Source organism: Streptomyces sp. NPDC093795 (genome assembly GCF_044764665.1).
Classification (GTDB): Bacteria; Actinomycetota; Actinomycetes; order Streptomycetales; family Streptomycetaceae; genus Streptomyces.
This window is the reverse complement of sequence record NZ_JBIWIO010000010.1, coordinates 125,717-142,243: the sequence shown is the minus strand read 5'-3', so window position 1 is coordinate 142,243 and position 16,527 is coordinate 125,717. Positions and strand designations below refer to the sequence as shown.

General features: G+C 73.3%; 11 protein-coding genes. 5 read left to right on the top strand and 6 right to left on the bottom strand.

Annotated features, from left to right (window positions below):
* The first annotated feature begins 41 nt into the window (after positions 1-41).
* Together ACIRB7_RS25760 and ACIRB7_RS25755 are read left to right on the top strand one after the other, a co-directional pair.
* The gene (locus ACIRB7_RS25760; RefSeq protein ID WP_403602974.1) at positions 42-698 is read left to right on the top strand and encodes a response regulator; all 657 of its coding nucleotides are present in this window, start codon (positions 42-44) and stop codon (positions 696-698) included.
* Entirely contained in the window at positions 691-2,196 is a 1,506-nt protein-coding gene (locus tag ACIRB7_RS25755) for a sensor histidine kinase (RefSeq protein WP_403602972.1), read from the top strand. Before ACIRB7_RS25760 ends, ACIRB7_RS25755 begins: the two co-directional genes overlap by 8 nt.
* A gap of 12 nt (positions 2,197-2,208) precedes the next feature.
* Here the strand turns inward: ACIRB7_RS25755 and glgP are convergent, their stop codons facing one another.
* The 6 genes from glgP to ACIRB7_RS25725 all read right to left on the bottom strand — a co-directional run bounded on the left by glgP (position 2,209) and on the right by ACIRB7_RS25725 (position 11,467).
* Positions 2,209-4,764 (bottom strand): alpha-glucan family phosphorylase, encoded by a 2,556-nt coding sequence (gene glgP, locus ACIRB7_RS25750; protein ID WP_403602970.1) that lies wholly within the window; start codon positions 4,762-4,764, stop codon positions 2,209-2,211.
* A 127-nt stretch (positions 4,765-4,891) separates the two neighbouring features.
* Positions 4,892-6,247: an FAD-dependent monooxygenase gene (locus tag ACIRB7_RS25745; protein WP_403602968.1), complete on the bottom strand. Its 1,356-nt coding sequence runs from the start codon at positions 6,245-6,247 to the stop codon at positions 4,892-4,894.
* Positions 6,248-6,269: 22 nt separating this feature from the next.
* Complete coding sequence (locus ACIRB7_RS25740; RefSeq protein WP_403602966.1) at positions 6,270-7,376, bottom strand: monodechloroaminopyrrolnitrin synthase PrnB family protein; 1,107 nt, start codon at positions 7,374-7,376, stop codon at positions 6,270-6,272.
* A gap of 96 nt (positions 7,377-7,472) precedes the next feature.
* Positions 7,473-8,915, bottom strand: coding sequence for an MFS transporter (locus ACIRB7_RS25735; protein WP_403602964.1), 1,443 nt, complete (start codon positions 8,913-8,915; stop codon positions 7,473-7,475).
* Positions 8,912-10,342, bottom strand: a complete 1,431-nt coding sequence (locus ACIRB7_RS25730) for a 4-hydroxyphenylacetate 3-hydroxylase family protein (RefSeq protein ID WP_403602962.1) — start codon at positions 10,340-10,342, stop codon at positions 8,912-8,914. The genes ACIRB7_RS25735 and ACIRB7_RS25730 overlap by 4 nt, the downstream gene beginning before the upstream one ends.
* Positions 10,343-10,492: 150 nt before the next feature.
* Positions 10,493-11,467 carry an AraC family transcriptional regulator gene (locus ACIRB7_RS25725; RefSeq protein ID WP_403602960.1) on the bottom strand — a complete coding sequence of 325 codons (975 nt, stop codon included), beginning with the start codon at positions 11,465-11,467 and terminating at the stop codon, positions 10,493-10,495.
* A gap of 117 nt (positions 11,468-11,584) precedes the next feature.
* Between ACIRB7_RS25725 and ACIRB7_RS25720 the strand changes: the two genes are divergently transcribed.
* The 3 genes from ACIRB7_RS25720 (at position 11,585) to treS (ending at position 16,524) form a co-directional block, all read left to right on the top strand.
* Entirely contained in the window at positions 11,585-12,526 is a 942-nt protein-coding gene (locus tag ACIRB7_RS25720; RefSeq protein ID WP_403602958.1) for an SDR family oxidoreductase, read from the top strand.
* 312 nt (positions 12,527-12,838) lie between these two features.
* On the top strand, positions 12,839-14,833 hold the full coding sequence (locus ACIRB7_RS25715; protein WP_403602956.1) for an alpha-1,4-glucan--maltose-1-phosphate maltosyltransferase: 1,995 nt from the start codon (positions 12,839-12,841) through the stop codon (positions 14,831-14,833).
* The gene (gene treS / locus ACIRB7_RS25710; RefSeq protein WP_403602954.1) at positions 14,830-16,524 is read left to right on the top strand and encodes a maltose alpha-D-glucosyltransferase; all 1,695 of its coding nucleotides are present in this window, start codon (positions 14,830-14,832) and stop codon (positions 16,522-16,524) included. Before ACIRB7_RS25715 ends, treS begins: the two co-directional genes overlap by 4 nt.
* The last annotated feature ends 3 nt before the right edge of the window (positions 16,525-16,527 follow it).

The following is a 16,527-nucleotide window of genomic DNA, read 5'->3' as shown; positions in this document are numbered from 1 at the left end:
GGCGCCCGCGCGTCCGCTCACCCCTCCGTAGGCTGGACCGCATGATCAGGGTGCTGCTCGCCGACGACGAGACGATGATCCGCGCCGGGGTGCGGGCCATCCTCACCACCGACCCCGGGATCGAGGTGGTCGCCGAGGCGGGCGACGGCCACGAGGCCGTGGAGCTCGCCCGCGAGCACCGGCCCGACGTCGTCCTCCTGGACATCCGGATGCCCCGGCTCGACGGGCTCGGCGCGGCCGAGGAGCTGCGCGGGACCGTGCCGGACGCGGCCGTCGTCATGCTCACCACCTTCTCCGAGGACACGTACATCGCCCGCGCCCTCGGCAGCGGCGTCAGCGGCTTCCTCCTCAAGTCCGGCGACCCGCGCGAACTCATCGCGGGCGTCAGGGCCGTCGCCGGGGGCGGCGCCGCCCTCTCCCCCACCGTCGCCCGCCGGGTCATCGACACCCTCGGCGGCGAGCGGTTCACCCGCGCCGCCGACGCCCGGACCCGCCTCGAACCGCTCACCGGCCGGGAGCGGGAGGTCGTCGCGCTCCTCGCCGCCGGGCTCTCCAACCAGGAGATCGCCGACCGCATGTACGTCGTCGAGGGCACCGTCAAGGCGCATGTGAGCGCCGTCCTCGGCCGCCTTGGCCTGCGCAACCGGGTCCAGCTCGCGGTCCTCGCGTACGAGGCGGGCCTGGTCCCCGGTGCGTGAGCGGCTCTTCGACCTGGGCCTCTGGCTGCTGCTCTGCGTGCCCGTCCTGCTGAGGTCGGACCCGAACGACGGCGGCAGCTGGCTCCAGGTCGCCGCCGGCGTGACGGTCCTCGCCGGCTGTGTCGCGGTCAGTCGGCGGTGGCCGCTCGTCGCGCTCGGCGCCACGGTCGCGGCGAGCCTGCCCGCCACCCTGGAGCTGTTCACGCCGTCGTACAGCCTGGCCCTGGTCGCCTTCGGGTACCTCGCGGGCCGGCGCCAGGAGCACACCCGGGCGGCGCTCTGGCTGTTCGGCGCGGTGGCGGGGACGGGGCTCCTGCTCACCTGGGTGACCCGGACCTCCTTGGGGCAGTGGTTCACGCTGCTGCTCGCGCTGGCCCTCGCCGTGGTCGCGCCCTGGCTGATCGGCCGTTACGTACGCCAGTACGACCGGCTGGTGCGCAGCGGGTGGGAGCTGGCCGACCGGATGGAGCGCGAGCAGGCGGTCGTCGCGGACCGGGAGCGGCTGCGGGAACGGTCCAGGATCGCGGGCGACATGCACGACTCCCTCGGTCACGACCTGGCCCTGATCGCGGTCCGCGCGGGTGCCCTTGAGGTCTCCCCCGACCTGGGTCCCGAGCAGCAGCGGGCGGCCGGCGAACTGCGCCGTGCGGCGGCGGACGCGACGGCCCGGCTGCGGGACATCATCGGCGTGCTGCGCGAGGACGACGCCGCCGCCCCGACGAGCCCGCCCGGTGAGACGGTCGAGGAGCTGGCCGCCCGCGCCCGCGCGTCGGGCCTCGCGGTCACACTGACCCCGACGCCCGTGCCCACCCTGCCGGGGATGCCGGGGCTCGCGCTGCACCGGGTCGTGCAGGAGGGCCTCACCAACGCGGCCAAGCACGCGCCCGGCGCCGCCGTCTCGGTGACCGTCACCCAGGACACGTCCGACGTCCGGGTCAGCGTGGTCAGCGGCCCCGGCGTCACCACGGGCGGAGGCACCGGCACCGGCACCGGGCTCGTGGGGCTCGGCGAGCGGGTGCGGCTCGTGGGTGGCGCCCTCGGTCACCGGGTCACCGCCGACGGCGGCTTCGCCCTGACCGCCGTACTGCCCCGGAATCCCCCCGCGCCGCTGCCCGCCGCGCCCACCTCGGCCCGGGAGCTGGACCGGGCCCGGCGCGAGGTGCGCAAGGGCCTGGCGCGGGCGATCTGGATCCCGCTCGCGCTCCTCGCCGCGCTCGGTCTGCTGATGGCCGGGGTCGCCCTGTGGACGCAGGCCCGGTCGTACCTGGAGCCCGCGGACTACGCCCGGCTCCAGGTCGGGCAGACGCTCACGGAGATCGACGAGGACGCGGAGGACTGGCCCGAGCACCCGCTGGACGGCCCCCCGCAGGCCGTGTCGGCCGAGCCGCCCGGGATGGACGAGTGCCGGTACTACCGGTCGACGATGCTCGCCGCGATCCCGGTGTACCGGCTCTGCTTCGTCGATGGGCACCTCGCCGACAAGGCCGAGGTGCCCTAGGGGCCGGCCCGGTTACCTCAGCAGCACCCCCGCCCCCTCCCCCGTCGTCTCCTCCGGTACGGCCACCAGGCCCAGTTCGGCCGGGTGGGCGAGCAGCGGGTGGGAGGGGCGGACGCGGACCGTGCAGCCGAAGGAGCCGGTGCGGTCGAGTTCCAGGGTGCCCGCGTAGGTCAGCCTGCCCTCCAGGTCCGGGCCGCCCGCCGGCTTCAGCGGGACGGTACGGGGGTCGGTGAGGGTGTCGTCGGCGTCGACCCGGCCGGTGACGGCCTGCACCTCGACGTCGTCGGGGCCGAGCGCGCCGAGCGCCACCCGGACCCGGACCACGGGGGTCGCGCCGAGCTCCGCGTCCGCGAGGTCGTCCGCGAGCCCGTCACCCACCTCGACGTGGTCGACGGCCACCTTGGGCCAGGCCTCCCGGACCCGGGCCTTCCAGTCGGCGAGGTCCCGGGCGCGGGCCGGGGTGAGCGCCCGGCGGGCGGTGGCGGCGGGCCCGTACAACCGCTCCACGTACTCGCCGACCATGCGGTCGGCGAGCACCTTCGGGCCGAGGTCGGTGAGGGTGCGCCGGACCATCGCCGTCCAGTCGGCGGGCACCCCGTCGGGGCCCCGGTCGTAGAAGCGGGGGGCGACCCGGCGTTCGATCAGTTCGTAGAGGGCGGCGGCCTCCAGGTCGTCGCGGCGGTCCTCGTCGGCGGCGGCCGCGCCGTCGGCGGTGGGGATGGCCCAGCCGAAGTCGGGCTCGAACCACTCGTCCCACCAGCCGTCGAGGACGGAGAGGTTGAGGCAGCCGTTGAGGGCGGCCTTCATCCCGCTCGTACCGCACGCCTCCAGGGGGCGCAGCGGGTTGTTGAGCCAGACGTCGCAGCCGGGGTAGAGCCCGCGGGCCATCGCCATGCCGTAGTCGGGCAGGAAGACGATCCGGTGCCGGACCCGGGGGTCGTCGGCGAACCGGACGAGTTCCCGCACGAGCCGCTTCCCGCCGTCGTCGGCGGGGTGGGCCTTGCCGGCGACGACGAGCTGCACGGGCCGCTCGGGGTGGAGAAGCAGGGCCCGCAGCCGGTCCTTGTCGCGGAGCATCAGGGTGAGCCGCTTGTACGAGGGGACCCGGCGGGCGAAGCCGATGGTGAGGACGTCGGGGTCGAGGACGGAGTCGGTCCAGCCGAGTTCCGCGTCGGCGGCGCCGCGCTGCCGCCAGGAGGCGCGGAGGCGTTCCCGTACGTCGGTGACGAGCCGTTCGCGGAGGGTGCGGCGCAGCTCCCACAGCTCCCGGTCGGCCGCGTCGGGGCCGAGCCTGCCGACCTCGGGGGCGACCCAGGTGGGGGCGTGGACGCCGTTGGTGATGGAGGTGATCGGCACCTCGTCGGCGTCGAAGCCCGGCCAGAGCCCGGCGAACATGGCCCGGCTGACGGCCCCGTGGAGGGTGGAGACGCCGTTGGCGCGCTGGGCGAGGCGCAGGCCCATGGCGGCCATGTTGAAGACGCCGGGTTCGCCGCCGAGCGGGGTCTCGTCGCCGAGAGCGAGGATCCGGGCGGTGTCGACGCCGGGGAGTTCCCCGTCCTCGCCGAGGTGGCGGGCGACGAGGCTCCGGTCGAAGCGGTCGATACCGGCCGGGACGGGGGTGTGGGTGGTGAAGACGGTGCCGGCCCGGACGGTCTCCAGGGCGGCGGCGAAGTCGAGCCCCTCGCCCTGGAGTTCGCGGATGCGTTCGAGGCCGAGGAAGCCGGCGTGGCCTTCGTTGCTGTGGAAGACCTCGGGGTCGGGGGTGCCGGTGAGCCGGGTGTACGTACGGACGGCGCGGACGCCGCCGATGCCGAGCAGCATCTCCTGGAGGAGCCGGTGCTCGCTGCCGCCGCCGTACAGCCGGTCGGTGACGCCCCGTTCGCCGGGGGCGTTCTCCTCGACGTCGGAGTCGAGCATGAGGAGCGGGACGCGGCCGACCCGGGCGATCCACAGGTGGGCGTGGAGGCTGCGGCCGCCGGGCAGGGCGAGGGTGATCCGGGCGGGGGAGCCGTCGGCCTCGCGGAGCAGGCTGACCGGCAGCTCGCCGGGGTCGAGGACGGGGTACTGCTCCTGCTGCCAGCCGTCGCGGCCGAGGGACTGCCGGAAGTAGCCGTGCCGGTAGAGCAGGCCGACGCCGATCAGGGGGACGCCGAGGTCGCTCGCGGACTTGAGGTGGTCGCCGGCGAGGATGCCGAGGCCGCCGGAGTACTGGGGCAGGGCGGCGGTGACGCCGAACTCGGGTGAGAAGTAGGCGACGGCGGCCGGGAGGTCGCCGGACTGCCGCTGGTACCAGCGGGGGGCGTGCAGATAACTGTCGAGGTCCTCGGCTGCGGTCCGCAGCCGGGCCAGGAAGTCCTGGTCGGCGGCGAGGGCGGCGAGCCGGGACGCTTCGAGGGTGCCGAGGGTCCGCACGGGGTCGGCGCCGGGCGCCCCCTCGGGGTCGAGGGAGTCGAAGAGGGCGCGGGTGGGCTCGTGCCAGGACCAGCGCAGGTTGTGCGCGAGGTCGGCGAGGGGTCGAAGGGTGTCGGGGAGGACGGGACGCACGGTGAATCGACGGATTGCCTTCACGTGTTCCACCTTCGCAGGCGAGTACGGAGCGGAGTGGACGCACCACGCTGTGCGTCCGTCGTTCCGCTCCGACGTTAGGGCATGGGCCGCCGCGGGACCACGGCGCGCGGGGGGCGCGGCGGCGCGGTCAGCCGGTGGCGGGGAGCGGCACCTCGTACGGGGAGCCCTGGTTCACCGTCGTCGGATCGAAGGCGCCCGTGGCGGCGTACCGGCCCGATATCGCGGCGAGTTCCTCGGCGGGGATGACCTCGTGGATGTCGGTGAAGCCCTGCGGGGCGCGCGCGTGCGCGAGGTCGATGACGACCTCGGGTCCGCGCTCCCGGTTGGCGCGTTGGAGCGCGGTGGTGACGGGCCTGCGCTCCCGCTCGTACGCGGCGAGTCCCTCGGCGGGGTCGGGGTGCCGGGCGAGGGCGTGGGCGAGGGCGCGGGCGTCGACGATCGACTGGGTCGCGCCGTTGGAGCCGACGGGGTACATGGCGTGGGCGGCGTCGCCGATGAGGGTGGTGCGGCCGTGGGTCCAGCGGTCGAGGGGCTCGCGGTCGACCATCGGGTACTCGTGCGCGGAGTCGGCGGCGCGCAGGATGTCGGGGACGCTGACGCCGTCGAACTCCCAGCCCGCGTAGTACGGGAGGAACGCCTCCACGGGTACGGGCCGGTTCCAGTCCCCCCGGAGCCGCTCCTCCGGCGAGGCGCACGTGGGCTCCGCGGGCCTGGCGAGCGCCCAGTTGACCAGGACCTCCCGGGTCTGACCGGTCGGCCGGCCCATCGGGTACACCACGGCCTTCTGCCGGTCGTCGCCCGCGATGAGCATGAACGCTCCTACGGCCCGCGCCGGCATCCGGGACACCCCGCGCCACACCAGCATCCCGTTCCACGGCGGCCCGCCCTCCCCCGGGTGCAGCGCCGCCCGCACCGCCGAACGGATGCCGTCCGCGCCCACGAGGACGTCCGGTTCGAGCGAGGCCCGGCCCCGGACGGCGCCCTCCCGGTGCTCAAGGCGCAGCCGCGGCCTGCCGTCGGGCAGCAGCTCCACCCCGCTCACCCGGACCCCGGTGACGAGGGCCGCCGGCCCGAGCCTGGCCCGTACCGCCCCCGCGAGGACCTGCTGGAGGTGCCCGCGGTGGATCGACAGCTGCGGCCAGCGGTAGCCGGCGCCGAGCCCGCGCGGCTCCCTGGATATGAGGCCGCCCGAGCGGTGGTAGTAGCGCAGCTCGCGGGTGCGCAGGGCGCCCGCCTCCAGGGCGTCGAGCAGGCCGAGGGCGTCCAGCTCGCGGACCGCGTTCGGCATCAGGTTGAGCCCGGCGCCGACCGGGCGGATCGCCGGCGCCGCCTCGACGACCGTCACCCGCTCGAAACCGGCGGCGTGCAGGGCGAGCGCGGCGGTGAGGCCGGCGATGCCGCCGCCGGCGATCACCACGTGCGGGCTCTGCCCGTAGCCGGAAGGGAAGCCCTGTCCGTACGGGCCGGGGGTGGGGAGGGACATCTCGATTGCTCCTTCGGCGCCGCTACGCGGCCGACGGCCCGACGGGGGCCCCTGCGGGACGGCGCTGCACGGTCGCGCGGCGCACCATGGTCTCGTTCTCCCTGGTCAGGTCCAGGACCGAACGCAGCAGCGCGACCGGGGCCCCGCCGCTGCCCTCCTCGTACAGGCGCACCTCCTCGCTGTACGCCTTGCGGGCGATGCCGAGGTGGCGGGCGCGGAAGGTCTTCAGGAGGCGCAGCACCCGGCCGAGCGCCTCCGCCGACGCGGTGAGCGCGGGCGGCAGCCGGTCGGCGCCCTCCCAGCTCACGGCCGCCGACAGTTTGCTGACGGCCGACACCCCGCCGCGGTGCCGGGCGCGGAACGCGCGCCAGGCCGGCAGCGCGTACGGCACGGACTCGTCCAGGAAGGCGTCGTAGGCCGGGTCGGGCCGGTCGCACTGCCACAGGGTCAGGTCGACCAGCCAGAGCGGCACCTGCGCGGCGGCCGGGCCGAGGTAGTCGTGGCCGCCGACCTCGACCTCCTCGAAGTACGGGCGCAGGGTGACCGCGAAGTACTCGGGCGACACCCGCGCCACGGTGAGGTCGATGGAGTCGACCATCGCCCGCACGTGGCGGGCCACCCGGTCGAGGGCCGTGGCGAAGCCCGGGTCGTACGGTTCGAGGCGGGCGACCCGTCCGCAGTCGTCGAGCGCCGCGACGAGACCGGGGAACACCATCCGTACGGCTTCCTGGAGCAGGGCCTCCGTCGGGTGGCCGGTGTACGAGCGGCGGCGGGCGCCCACCGGGTTCCAGGTCGTGTAGTGGTGGACGGTGTCGCGGGGCACCATGTCGGTGCGGCGGCCCAGGAGTTCGAGGACGGGCAGCGCCTCCGGTACGGCGGCGAGCGGCTGCACGCCGTGACGTTTCAGCGAGCCGAGCAGGATGCCGAGGTCCCGCATCGCCGCGAGGGCCCCGTCGACGCTCCACTCGGCGGCCCGGTCCAGGTCCGGCACCAGGGCGCGCAGCGCGACGGTCAGCGCGGCCACGTCGGCCTCCGCGTTCATCGCGGGCACCGCGGCGAGCAGGGCGTCGGCGCCGAGGGGGTCGGCGGCGCGTATGTCCTCGGTCGTGTGAAGCACATCGCCGAACACGACGACGCTCCTTTGCTTTCAGGGCTCGGTTCGCCGGAAACACGGCTCACCCGCCGGTGGTCGTGGGCATCGTGCGGTAGGGGTGTCGGCCGGTCGTCAGCGCCGGTGCGGGATCCGGTCGTCGGGGGACGGAGACGGGGCCGGGCCCGGTCTCGGCAGGTGGAGGCGTACGGAGAGGAGGGCGGCCACGGCGGCGAAGGCGGCGCCCGTGAGCAGGGCGGCGCGGTGGCCGGCCGTCTCGGCGGCGGCGCGGGCCGCGTCCACGGCCTCGGTACGGGTGGTGGCGACGGCCACCAGGACGGCGAGGCCGAGGACGGAGCCGAACTGCTGGCTGGTGTTGACGAGTCCGGAGGCGAGTCCGGTCTCCTCGGGCGCGGCCTCCGCCGTCGCCGCCACGTTCGTGGTGACCATGACGAGGGGCAGGGCGGCGCCGATGAGGAGGCTGGGGCCGAGGACGGTGCTCGCGAACGTGCCGTCGGGGGTGAGCGCGAGGGCCAGCCACAGGGTGCCGGCGCACAACAGGACGAAGCCGAGGGTCATGGAACGGTGCAGTCCGAGCCGGAAGATGATCCGGCCGGTCTGCGGGGCGACCGCGACGACGACGAGCGACAGCGGAAGCAGTCCGAGGCCGCCGCCGAGGGGCCCGTACCCGAGGACGCTCTGGAGGTAGAGGCTGACCAGGAAGAACATCGGGAAGAGCGTCGTCTGGGCGAGCGCGGCCAGGGCGTTGGCCAGGCGGAGCGCGGGGCGGGCGAGCACCGGGGGCGGGACGAGCGGCGCGGCGGCCCGGGTCTCGACGGCGGCGAAGGCGAGCAGCAGCGCCAGGCCCGCTCCTCCGGCGCCGAGCGTACGGGCGGACAGCCACCCGGCTTCCGCGGCGCCGACGAGCGCGTAGGCGACGAGCCCGAGGCCTGCGGTCGCGGTGAGCGCCCCGGCGAGGTCGAAGCCGCCGGGGCGGGGACGGCCGGTGCGGTCGTCGAGGACCCGGAGGGCGAGGGCGGCGAGGACCGCGGCGAGCAGCACGTTCAGCCAGAACGTGGAGCGCCAGCCGAGGAGGTCGGTGAGGACGCCGCCGAGGACCGTGCCGAGGACTCCGCCGAGGCCGCCCATCGCCGCGAACGCGCCGAGCGCCTTGTGCCGGGCGGGGCCGTCGGGGAAGAGCAGGAGCAGCAGGGCGAAGGCGGCGGCCGCGGCGAGGGCGGCGCCGACGCCCTGGGCGGCGCGGGCGGCGACGAGGGCGTCGGCGCCGGGGGCGAGACCACCGGCGGCGGAGGCGACGGCGAGGAGGCCGAGGCCGCCGAGGAAGACCCGCCGGTGGCCGAGGAGGTCGGCGGCGCGGCCGCCGAGGAGGAGCAGGCCGCCGAAGGTGATGAGGTAGGCGTTGGCGACCCAGGAGAGGCCGGCGGAGCCGGAGCCGAGGTCGTCGCCGACGGAGGGCAGCGCCACGTTGACGATCGCGGTGTCCGTGATCAGCAGGAGCTGGGTGGAGGCGAGCAGCGCGAGCGCCCCGCGCCGGGGCCCCGGTGGTGGTGCGGTCACCGGGTCGTCCCCAGGTCGTAGCCGTCGAGGCAGGCCTGCGCGAGGCTCTCGCAGTTCCCGGCGGCTCCGGCCCAGGTCTGCATGGTCAGGTAGACGTGGGGGGCGCCGTGGTAGAAGCGCTCGTACTGCTCGTGGCGTCCCGCGAACTCGGAACCGAGGGCGTCCCAGGCGAGTTTGAGGAGTTTGATCCGGTCCTCCGCGGGGTGGCCGGTGGTGGAGAAGTAGCGGCGGACCAGCGGCCCGAGGTCGGGGTGGAGGAGGTCCCGGCCGCTGGCGGGGAGCTGGACGAGGGCGCCGCCCGCGAGGAGCTTGATGTCCTGGACGGCGCGGGGGTAGAGCTCGCCGGCCATGATCCGCTGGGCGAAGGAGATCTCCTGTCCGGGGCGTACGCCGCCGCGCCCGCCGTCGACCTCCTCGTACGAGGCCTCCGCGGCGAGGACGAACGCCTTGGCCTGGGCGACCATGCCGAGGAGCCGGCCGACGGCCTGGGTGACGGGCGGCAGTTTCTCCGTGCCGTGGGAGCGGGTGAGGAGGATCGCGAGTCCGGTGAGGAACTCCAGCTTGGTCCAGAAGCGGGTCGCGGACTGGTGGACGAAGTTCAGGTAGGCGGGGGTCTCCCACCAGATCGCGCCGGTGGTGGCCGGATCCCGGTAGGTCAGGACCCGTTCCCAGGGCACGAAGACGTTCTCGCAGACCAGCATCGCGTCGTTCTCGTCGTACCGGCTGGAGAGCGGGTGGTCGAAGACGGACCGGGAGCGCCCCTCGTAGGAGGTGCGGGAGATCAGTCTCAGGCCGGGGGTGTCGAGGCGCAGGGCGAAGGTCAGGGCGTGCCCGGTGTCGTCGGCGGCGAGCGGTTCGATGGTGCCGACGAGGACCTCGTCGGCGAAGACCGCGCCGGTGCCGATGGTCTTGGCGCCGCTGACGACGATCCCGCCGTCCCGTTCCGCGACGACCCGCAGGGTGAGGTCGTCGCCGCCGTGGCCGGGGGCGGGGTTGGTGAGGGTGAAGGCGGTGTGCAGGTCGCCCTCGGCGAGCCGGCGGTGGAAGGCGAGGGCGTGCTCGGCGCCGTCGAAGGCCTCGCCGGTGAAGACGGCGGGCGCGGCGGCGAATCCGGCCGCGCCGGCGGCCATGTAGTCGGGGGTGCGGCCCAGGAAGCCGTAACTCGCCTCGGCCGTCGCCCGGAAGGCGCGGCGGCGGGCGACGAGGTCCTCGTAGGAGCGGGGTACGGCGTAGGCGCGGCGGACCCCGCCCTGGACGAGGACGGGGTGGTGGACGGGGTCGTCGGCGAGGTCGTAGAGCCCGGCGAAGGAGGCCGCGGTGGCCCGGAAGGCGGGGTGGGCGGTGACGTCCTTGACCCGTTCCCCGTCGAGCCAGATCTCGCGCCCGTCGCGCAGTCCCTCCAGATACTCCTGCCCGGACCTCGTCACCGGTGTATCGCCTCTCCTCGGGTGTCACGGCTTGTGCCGGTCCCGAGACTGTCCGGCGTCCCCCCGTCCGGACAATGAACGTCCGTCCAGGGGTCCTTAAGAACCGTCCAGGCGGCCCCGAAGATGTCAGGTCGGCCGACCTGGAACCGTTCAGGCCGCCCGGGCGCCTCCCGCGCGGTACTCCCCCGGGGTCACCCCGAACCACTTGCGGAAGGCGAGGTGGAAGCCGACGGCGCTCTGGTAGCCGACGCGCGCGGGCACCGCCGACTGCGGGAGGGAGGTCTCGCCGAGCAGCCGTCCCGCCTCCTGCATCCGGCGGGCGGCGAGGTAGCGGGCCGGTGACTCGCCGACCAGGTCGCGGAAGGCGGCGGTGAAAGCGGAGCGGGACATGCCGACCTCGCGGGCGAGGCAGTCGATGGTCCACGGTTCGGCGAACCGGGTCGCCATCATCACGACCGCCCTGCTGATCCCGGGGTGCTGGAGCAGGGGCAGGGAGGCCGGGTTGACGGCGAGTTCGCGGAGCAGCGGGCGGAGTGCGAGGACGAGGGCCATCTCGAAGGCGCGCAGGGTGATGAGCCGGTCTCCGGGGCCGACGGGCCGGTCGGGGGCGGCGAGCAGCCGGAGGGTGTCGCGGAGCAGCGGCTCGCGGTCGACCTGGGCGCCGTCGAGGACGAGCGCCCAAGGCAGGGAGGTGTAGAGGCCGGTGGCGGCGCTGGCGTCGTAGTGGAGCCCGGCGCAGAGCAGCCGGCTCTCGGGGCCGCTGCCGCCGATGACGATCTCGCCCGAGGTGCCGGGCTGCCGCTCGGGCAGGACGGCCTTGAGCGGGACGCCCTGGCGTTCGGGCCGGTCGGAGAGGCGGTGCGCCGCGCCGGTGGGGAAGACGACGAGGTCTCCGGCGAGCAGGTGGACGGGGGGCTCGTCGTCGGTGGTGATCCAGCAGTCGCCCTCGACGACGTAGTGGAGGACGGCGCAGCTGCGTTCGGCGTCGCCCTCGATGGCCCAGGGTGCGCGGACGTGCCAGCGGCTGTCGAACACCCCGGTGAGCCGGAGGGGTTTGAGCAGTTCGCTCAGCAGGTCTTCCGGCTCGTCGTGCGGTGCGTGACGGTCGGTTCCCACGGTGTCCATGGACGATCCTTCAACTTCCGCCCCGGTTTGTTAATTGAACGGCCAAAGCCGCTCCGGCGAGCCTGGAGGACGCCGACACGGCAGCGACGACAGCCTATCGAAGGGCCTCAGACACACATGTCCAGTGAGATTCCGATGCGGGTGGCGGTCGTGGGCGCGACCGGGTTCCAGGGCGGCGCGGTGGCCCGTCTGCTGGCCGAGCGGCGGCACCGGGTGCGGACCCTGACCCGGCGGCCCGCGGCCGACCGGCCGCCGCTTCCCGGGGCCTTCTTCGTCGCCGGTGATCTGGGGCGGCCGGAGGACGTGCGGCGGCTCTTCGAGGGGACGACGCACGGGTTCGTCACGATGCCGCTGGTGTACGAGGCCGACCGGGTGGAGGCGTACGCGCGGAACATCGCGGAGGCGGCCCTGGAGGCGGGGACGGTCCGTCTGGTCTTCAACGCCAACACCCGGATCCCGCTGGGGCCGACGGACGTGGCGGCGTTCGAGACGCGGCGGCTGGCCGAGCGGGTGCTGCGGGACAGCGGGGTGCCGCTGGTGGTGATCCGGCCGCCGGTGTACCTGGACAACCTGTTCTCGCCGTGGAACGGCCCCGCCCTGGTCGAGGAGGGCGTGCTCGCCTATCCGCTGCCGGCGTCCGCGCGGACGGCGTGGCTCTCGCACCGGGGCCTCGCGGAGGCGGCGCTCGCGGCGCTGACCCGGGAGGGCCTGGACGGGCGGACCTTCGACATCGGCGGCGACCGCTCCCTGACGGGCGGTGAGCTCGCGGCGGCATTCGGCCGGGGGCTGGGTCGTGCGGTGCGGTACGAGGAGCTGGATCCAGCCGCTTTCGAGCGCGGGCTCGCGCAGCTTCTGGGGCCGGAGACGGCTGCTGGGGTGGCCGGTATCTACCACTACATGGCGAGCGGTGCCGATCCGCTCCTGATGGCGGACGACGACGGGGTGTCGACGGAGGTCCTGGCCCTGGAACCGGCCCCGGTGGAGGAATGGGTGGCCCGCCAACCCTGGCAGGTCTGGTCGACGGACGCGGACGAACCGGACGCGACACCCCGCCGCTGACCGACGGAATCAAGCCCCGCCCCACAAGGGCGGGGTTTCTTCTTTCCCCGCGCCCCCGACTTGCCCGAGTGGCTACGCCCTAGTAGTTAACAAAGAGTCTGGATTGCCCACCCGGGAACCGGGGGAAGGCTCCTGCGGTACGGCCCCGAACCCGTCTCCCCGTGCCCCTTCTTCATCCCTCTGAACCCGCCATCCGAGTGAACGCGGACAGGAGCGGCCATGCCCGCAACCCGCCGGCCGTCGTCGGAGCTAGAAAGAGCGCACCACCACCCGCACCCCCGTAACCCGTCAGGTGATGCTGTGAATCCGCTCATGGGACGCATTCCCGTACTGGACGTCCGCCCTCTGGTCGACTGCGGTCGGCGCCCCGCGAAGGCGGTGGCCGGAGAGTCCTTCGAGGTGACGGCGACCGTCTTCCGCGAGGGCCACGACGCCGTCGCCGCCAATGTCGTGCTGCGCGGCCCCTCGGGCCGCCCCGGCCCCTGGACCCCGATGCGCGAACTGGCGCCGGGCACCGACCGGTGGGGCGCCGTGGTCACCCCGGGCTCCGAGGGCCTCTGGACGTACACCGTCGAGGCGTGGAGCGACCCGGTGGCCACCTGGCGCCACACGGCGAGGATCAAGATCCCGGCCGGGATCGACTCCGAACTGGTCCTCGCCGAGGGCGCCGAGCTGCACGAACGGGCCGCGAAGGGCGTCCCGAAGAAGGGCGGCGGCCGGGAGTCCGTGCTCGCCGCCGCCGACGCGCTGCGCGACACGTCCCGGTCGGCCGCGGCCCGGCTCGCGGCGGCGCTCACGCCCCGGGTCGTCGAGGTCCTCGACCGCCACCCGCTGCGCGAACTCCTTTCGGCCTCCCCCGCGTTGCCGCTCCAGGTGGAGCGGGAACGCGCCCTGTTCGGCTCCTGGTACGAGTTCTTCCCGCGCTCGGAGGGCGTACGGAAGGTGAAGGGCCGTACGGTTCCGGGGAACTTCCGTACCGCCGCCGAGCGGCTTCCGGCGGTCGCGGCGATGGGCTTCGACGTGGTGTACCTGCCGCCGGTGCACCCGATCGGCGAGACCCACCGCAAGGGCCCCAACAACTCCCTCTCGGCCTCGCCGAGCGACGTGGGCGTGCCGTGGGCGATCGGGTCGCCGGAGGGCGGGCACGACGCGCTCCACCCGGACCTCGGCACCTTCGAGGACTTCGACGCCTTCGTGGCGCGGGCCCGGGAGCTGCGGCTGGAGATCGCCCTGGACTTCGCGCTCCAGTGCTCCCCCGACCACCCGTGGGTGGAGAAGCACCCGGAGTGGTTCCACCACCGTCCGGACGGTTCGATCGCGTACGCGGAGAACCCGCCGAAGAAGTACCAGGACATCTATCCGATCGATTTCGACGGTGCCGGCGACAACATGGACGGGATCGTCGCGGAGACCGTGCGGGTCCTGCGGCACTGGATGGACCACGGGGTCCGGATCTTCCGCGTCGACAACCCGCACACCAAGCCGGTGGTGTTCTGGGAGCGGGTGATCGGGGAGATCAACCGGGCCGATCCGGACGTGATCTTCCTGGCGGAGGCCTTCACCCGGCCCGCGATGATGCGGACGCTGGGCGCGATCGGTTTCCAGCAGTCGTACACGTACTTCACCTGGCGGAACACCAAGGAGGAGCTCACGGAGTACCTGACGGAGCTGTCCGGGGAGACGGCGGCGCAGATGCGGCCGAACTTCTTCGTGAACACCCCGGACATCCTGCACGCCTACCTCCAGGAGGGCGGGCGTCCGGCGTTCGAGGTGCGGGCGGTGCTCGCGGCGACGCTCTCGCCGACCTGGGGTGTGTACGCCGGGTACGAGCTGTGCGAGAACACCCCGCTGCGGGCCGGCAGTGAGGAGTACCTCGACTCGGAGAAGTACCAACTGCGTCCGCGTGACTGGGAGTCGGCGGAGCGGTCGGGGAGGACGATCACTCCTCTCATCACCGCTCTGAACCGGATCAGGCGCCGTCACCCGGCCCTGCGCCGGTTGCGGAACCTGAGCTTCCACGACACGGACAACGCGCAGGTGATCGCGTACAGCAAGCGCTCCGGTTCGAACACCGTTCTGGTGGTCGTCAACCTCGACCCGCACCACACCCAGGAGGCGACGGTCTCGTTGAACATGCCGGAACTCGGCCTCGACTGGCACGAGACCGTGCCGGTGCGCGACGAGCTCACCGGCGAGACCTATCACTGGGGCAGGACCAGTTACGTACGCCTAGAGCCGGGTGTCACGCCCGCGCACGTCCTCGTCCTGCGACCGTCCCCGCAGACCGGAGGGTCACCCACATCATGACTGTCAACGAGCCCGTCCCCGACACCTTCGAGGACACCCCAGCCAAGGACCGTGATCCCGACTGGTTCAAGCGGGCCGTCTTCTACGAGGTCCTCGTCCGGTCCTTCCAGGACAGCAACGGGGACGGCGTCGGAGACCTGAAGGGCATCACGTCCAAACTGGACTACCTCCAGTGGCTGGGCGTGGACTGCCTCTGGCTGCCGCCGTTCTTCAAGTCCCCGCTGCGGGACGGCGGCTACGACGTCGCCGACTACACGTCGGTGCTCCCCGAGTTCGGCGACCTGGCGGACTTCGTCGAGTTCGTCGACTCGGCCCATCAGCGCGGGATGCGCGTGGTCATCGACTTCGTCATGAACCACACGAGCGACCAGCACCCGTGGTTCCAGGAGTCGCGGCGCGACCCGGAAGGCCCGTACGGCGACTACTACGTCTGGGCGGACGACGACAAGCAGTACGCGGACGCCCGGATCATCTTCGTCGACACCGAGTCCTCGAACTGGACCTTCGACCCGGTCCGCAAGCAGTACTACTGGCACCGGTTCTTCTCGCACCAGCCCGACCTCAACTACGAGAACCCGGCCGTGCAGGAGGAGATCCTCTCCGCGCTGAAGTTCTGGCTGGACCTGGGGATCGACGGCTTCCGGCTCGACGCGGTGCCGTACCTGTACCAGCAGGAGGGCACCAACTGCGAGAACCTCCCCGCCACCCACGCCTTCCTCAAGCGGGTCCGCAAGGAGATCGACGACCACTACCCGGACACGGTGCTGCTCGCCGAGGCGAACCAGTGGCCCGAGGACGTCGTCGACTACTTCGGTGACTTCGGCTCGGGCGGCGACGAGTGCCACATGGCCTTCCACTTCCCGGTCATGCCGCGCATCTTCATGGCGGTACGGCGCGAGTCGCGCTACCCGGTCTCGGAAATCCTGGCGAAGACCCCGCAGATCCCCTCCGGCTGCCAGTGGGGCATCTTCCTCCGCAACCACGACGAGCTCACCCTCGAGATGGTCACGGACGAGGAACGCGACTACATGTACGCCGAGTACGCCAAGGACCCGCGCATGCGGGCCAACATCGGCATCCGGCGCCGGCTCGCCCCGCTCCTCGACAACGACCGCAACCAGATGGAGCTGTTCACCGCGCTGCTCTTCTCGCTGCCGGGCTCACCGGTGCTGTACTACGGCGACGAGATCGGCATGGGCGACAACATCTGGCTGGGAGACCGGGACGGGGTCCGCACCCCGATGCAGTGGACGCCCGACCGGAACGCGGGCTTCTCCTCCTGCGACCCGGGGCGGCTCTACCTGCCGACCATCATGGACCCGGTCCACGGCTACCAGGTGACCAACGTCGAGGCGGGGATGGCCTCACCGTCCTCGCTGCTGCACTGGACGAAGCGGATGATCGAGATCCGTAAGCAGAACCGGGCCTTCGGGACGGGCACGTACACCGAACTCCCGTCGTCCAACCCGGCGGTGCTCGCCTTCCTCCGGGAAGATGGTGACGATCTCGTTCTCTGCGTGAACAACTTCTCGCGGTTCGCGCAGCCGACCGAACTGGACCTGCGGAGCTTCGCCGGCTGCCATCCGGTCGAGCTGATCGGCGGGGTGCAGTTCCCGGCCATCGGCCAGCTGCCGTACCTCCTGACCCTTGCGGGACACGGCTTCTACTGGTTCCGTCTCAAGGAGAGCTGACCG

Coding starts and splice junctions, on each gene's coding strand:
- ACIRB7_RS25760 (WP_403602974.1), top strand. CDS start 42: ATGATCAGGGTGCTGCTCGCCGACGACGAGACGATGATCCGCGCCGGG.
- ACIRB7_RS25745 (WP_403602968.1), bottom strand. CDS start 6,247: ATGTCCCTCCCCACCCCCGGCCCGTACGGACAGGGCTTCCCTTCCGGC.
- ACIRB7_RS25725 (WP_403602960.1), bottom strand. CDS start 11,467: ATGGACACCGTGGGAACCGACCGTCACGCACCGCACGACGAGCCGGAA.
- ACIRB7_RS25720 (WP_403602958.1), top strand. CDS start 11,585: ATGTCCAGTGAGATTCCGATGCGGGTGGCGGTCGTGGGCGCGACCGGG.
- ACIRB7_RS25715 (WP_403602956.1), top strand. CDS start 12,839: ATGGGACGCATTCCCGTACTGGACGTCCGCCCTCTGGTCGACTGCGGT.
- treS (WP_403602954.1), top strand. CDS start 14,830: ATGACTGTCAACGAGCCCGTCCCCGACACCTTCGAGGACACCCCAGCC.